The sequence below is a fragment of the Serratia sp. (in: enterobacteria) genome (assembly GCF_046715635.1).
In the GTDB taxonomy this organism is placed as follows: domain Bacteria; phylum Pseudomonadota; class Gammaproteobacteria; order Enterobacterales; family Enterobacteriaceae; genus Chania.
In genome coordinates, this window is the sequence record NZ_JBKJYW010000046.1 from 1 (window position 1) to 3,583 (window position 3,583).

5 protein-coding genes are annotated in these 3,583 nt (G+C 57.1%); all 5 read right to left on the bottom strand.

Going from position 1 to position 3,583, the window contains the following annotated elements; genetic code table 11:
• Positions 1–152: 152 nt before the first annotated feature.
• Positions 153–1,202 carry a galactitol-1-phosphate 5-dehydrogenase gene (gene gatD, locus ACLQ7H_RS02265; RefSeq protein ID WP_411751264.1) on the bottom strand — a complete coding sequence of 350 codons (1,050 nt, stop codon included), beginning with the start codon at positions 1,200–1,202 and terminating at the stop codon, positions 153–155.
• 51 nt (positions 1,203–1,253) lie between these two features.
• Positions 1,254–2,627, bottom strand: coding sequence for a galactitol-specific PTS transporter subunit IIC (locus ACLQ7H_RS02270; RefSeq protein WP_411751265.1), 1,374 nt, complete (start codon positions 2,625–2,627; stop codon positions 1,254–1,256).
• 3 nt (positions 2,628–2,630) lie between these two features.
• Positions 2,631–2,915: a PTS galactitol transporter subunit IIB gene (gene gatB / locus ACLQ7H_RS02275; RefSeq protein WP_021181786.1), complete on the bottom strand. Its 285-nt coding sequence runs from the start codon at positions 2,913–2,915 to the stop codon at positions 2,631–2,633.
• The gene (gene gatA, locus ACLQ7H_RS02280; protein ID WP_411751266.1) at positions 2,912–3,409 is read right to left on the bottom strand and encodes a PTS galactitol transporter subunit IIA; all 498 of its coding nucleotides are present in this window, start codon (positions 3,407–3,409) and stop codon (positions 2,912–2,914) included. The genes gatB and gatA overlap by 4 nt, the downstream gene beginning before the upstream one ends.
• Positions 3,402–3,583: class II D-tagatose-bisphosphate aldolase non-catalytic subunit (locus ACLQ7H_RS02285; protein ID WP_411751267.1), on the bottom strand; the 182-nt coding region annotated here is incomplete at its 5' end. The genes ACLQ7H_RS02285 and gatA, both read right to left, overlap by 8 nt.

Consider the following 3,583-nt stretch of genomic DNA (forward strand, 5'->3'; position numbering starts at 1 on the left):
GTTTCGTCTTTCAAAAGAGTTCATCATCCTGACCTATCGAAATGTTTTGCTTTTATTTTATGCGAAAGGGATATGAAAGGGGAGCATAAAGATCAAGGAGATGGGATTTGAGGCAAAATAATGGCTGCGCTAGGGCAGCCATTGGCTAAATATCACTCTTCGCCAAGCTTGAGCATGATTTTTCCCTGCATCGGCTTACCGGCCAGGGCGGCAACGCTGGCGGCGTATTGCTGCGGGCGATCGATGCTGGCAATCAACGGCTCCAGAGCCAGATCTGCCGATTGGAACAGCTTCATGGCCTGTTGCCACTCTTCCCCTGGCCACGGGGCCGAATAGTTCATCCAACTGCCCAGCAGCGTCAGTTCCTTGCGCAGGATCTGACTGAAGGTGCTGTAAGACAGGTGCAGATCTTTGTGTAGTGTCCCCACCAGCGCGATTTGTGCCCGTGGCCCGGCGATATCCAGCGCCAGCCCGACCGTTTGTGGCGTGCCCGCGGTTTCCAGAATCAACTGATCAAAGCGCCTTTCCTGCAAGCGTTCGGCTATCTGAGCGGGGCTGAGTTCTGCGCTGTTAAACGCGTTTTCTGCGCCGATCTGCCGTGCCAGCTTGAGCCGGTCGTCATTGATATCGATCGCCGTGACGCTGCGTGCACCCATCGCTCTGGCACACTGTATCGCCAGTTGGCCAATAGTGCCGGCACCAATGATGATCACCTCTTTGCCTTGGCAGCCCCCAGCCAACTGAATGGCATGCAGGCCGACGGTGATGGGCTCAATAAACGCCCCCTGCAACAAGCTGACGTTGGCAGGCAATTTCACCAGATTGGCGCGTTTGACCACGATAAACTCGGCGTTGCCGCCGTGGCTGCGTGAACCGACGAACTGATAATGCTTGCACAGCGAATAGTAATGGCGCTGGCATTCCGGGCAGTTAAAGCACGGCAGTAAAGGGACACAGGCCACGGCATCATGCTGCTGCAGGTCGGTAACCCGATCGCCGCAGGCTACGACCCGGCCACTGAACTCATGCCCCAGGGTAATCGGGTAGAAATGCGCGCCCTTGGCGAAGATGCGGGGGATATCTGAACCGCATAGCCCGGAATACGCCACCCGAACCAATACCTCATCGGCGGCCTCAATGGTAGGGGCGGGGCGTTCTTCAACGCGCACTTCTCCCTCCGTGTGGATCACGACTGATTGCATAACTTGAACTCCGTAGAGAATAGATTGGGGGAGGCGGGCTCCCCCATAGGATTAGGACATGGCGTTGAGGTTTTGTAGTTTGGCGGTGGCTTCAGCCTGGGCAAATTGGCGGGCACGGCGCCAGGTAAGGAACACCCCGATGGCGTAAATGACGCCGATAACCACCAGACCCACCACGTTTTGCCAGGTGAGCAGTTGGATCAGCAGGTAGGTGATCGGTGAGCCGCCTTGGTCCATTGAGGCCACTACGCCGCCCGCTTTCAAGGCACCGGCATTGGCAGCCAGTTGGGTATGCAGCCCGATGGTTTGGGTGGCGATCCACAGCGTGATGCTCATGATGATAAAGCCCGAGATCAGCGTGCGGAACAGGTTGCCCTGATGCACCGCCACGGCTAGGGCTACAAAGAAGCCGATGGTCGCCAGATCGCCAAACGGCAGCACCTGGTTACCTGGGACGATCACGGCGATCAGAATGGTTAGCGGGATAAAAATCAGGCTGGCGGAGACCACGGCGGTATGGCCCAGCAGCAGCGCCGGATCGAGGCCGATAAGGAACTCCTGGCCACCAAAGCGTGCTTGCAGGCGTTTACGGGCATGTTTGGCGATGGGCGTCAGGCCATCCATGATCGGTTTGATCACCCGTGGCATCAGCAGCATCACGGCAGCGGTTTTCACCGCCAGTTGCAGAATGCCCTTCAGGTCATAACCGGCCAGCGCACCGATAATCAGCCCCATCACAAAGCCGACGGTCACTGGCTCGCCGAACGGACCAAAGCGTTTCTGTACGTCGTCTGCGCTGAAGTGAATGCGGTTCAGACCGGGGATCTTTTCGATAATGGTGTCCACCAGTACGGCGATCGGCCCCATATAGGCGGAGGTGCCGTGCGGAATGGCAATCCCTTCCAGCCCGAAGAAGTCGCGGGTATCTTTGGCGAACCAGTCCCCCAGCTTGTAGACGAAGGCGGCATGCACCACCACGCCCAGCATACCCAGCCAGTATGAACCGGTGGCCAGATGCACCATGGCACCGGTAAAGGTCATGTGCCAGATGTTCCAGATATCCACGTTAACCACGCGGGTCATACGCGTCAGCAGCATCACGATGTTGACCGCAATTGCTACCGGGATGGCGATCAGGGCAATCTGCGAGGCCCAGGTCATGGGTGACGAGCCTGGCCAGCCGATATCCACTACGTGCAGGTTGATCTGGAACTGCTCGGCCATCGATTTTGCCGCCGGGCCGATCGAGTCCAGCATCAGGCCAATGACCAGCCCGATACCAACGAAACCGATGCCGATATGAATGCCGGATTTAAATGAATCCCCTAATTTCATCCCTAAAATCAGCGAGAAGATGATGATCACGATGGGCAGCATCACCGTAGGGCCGAGATCGAGGATATAACGCATGATGTCGGTAAACATGGGCTACTCCGTCAGAATGGTCAGTATTTTTTGTTTCAGCGCATCGATGCCGACGCCGGAAATAAACGGCATGCCGTGGACCAACGGGATATCGCCAAACTGCCGGTCGACGCGGGCGGTGGTGCAGATCAGGTCGGCATCGTCCATATAGGTTTCAATCTCGGTCACGCGGCACTGCACCAAGTCCAGCTCGATATTGTGCTCCGCGCACAACTCTTTGATCTCTTCTGCGGCCATGGTCGAGGTGGCAACGGCACCGCCGCAGGCAACGATAATTTTACGTTTCACAGTGTGGCTCCTTCATATTCTGTTTTTTGTTGTGGTCGGGAGGGCGAAGTGAAAACCCGCTGGGCAAAAATTTCGCCCAATTGGTCCTCGGGGACGGTCAGTAGCGCATTGATAAACTCGGGGTGCTGCAACTGGCCAAACAACGTGCGCAGTAAAACCAACTGCGCCGCCGGGTCGGTGACGATCAGCGCGATGATCAGTGCAACGTCTATCGTGCCGTCATCATCCGCCTGCGCGAAGGGCACTGCCTGGTCAGGGCGGATCAGATAAATAGCCGGAACACGTGCATGCTCCGCTTCACAATGGGGGATGGCGACCGCGTGCTGCTCAAGGGCGATGCCGGTGGGATAAGCACTCTCACGCGCCAACAATGCCTGCGGGTAGCTATCGTTAACGACTCCGGCGTTGAGCATGGTGAGGCCAATGTGCTCCAGCGCCTGCTGCGCGTCGGCAAAGCTGATGCCGGTGCGAACGAACAGTTGGCTGTTATGCATGGGCCATCTCCTCGGTATTTTTGGCTTGTTCAGCGGGAGTACAACCAAAGCGATAAGCGCGCAGCACATCCTGAATTTTGTCGATCATCAGTGCGTGGGGCTGTTTCGCCAGCTTGCGTTCCATCACGCGCTGATATTGCAACGGGAAGTATTGGCTCAGCAGGCCAGCGGGGA

Excerpts from the sequence above, each read along its gene's own strand:
- gatD (WP_411751264.1), bottom strand. The coding sequence starts at position 1,202 with ATGCAATCAGTCGTGATCCACACGGAGGGAGAAGTGCGCGTTGAAGAA.
- ACLQ7H_RS02270 (WP_411751265.1), bottom strand. The coding sequence starts at position 2,627 with ATGTTTACCGACATCATGCGTTATATCCTCGATCTCGGCCCTACGGTG.
- gatA (WP_411751266.1), bottom strand. The coding sequence starts at position 3,409 with ATGCATAACAGCCAACTGTTCGTTCGCACCGGCATCAGCTTTGCCGAC.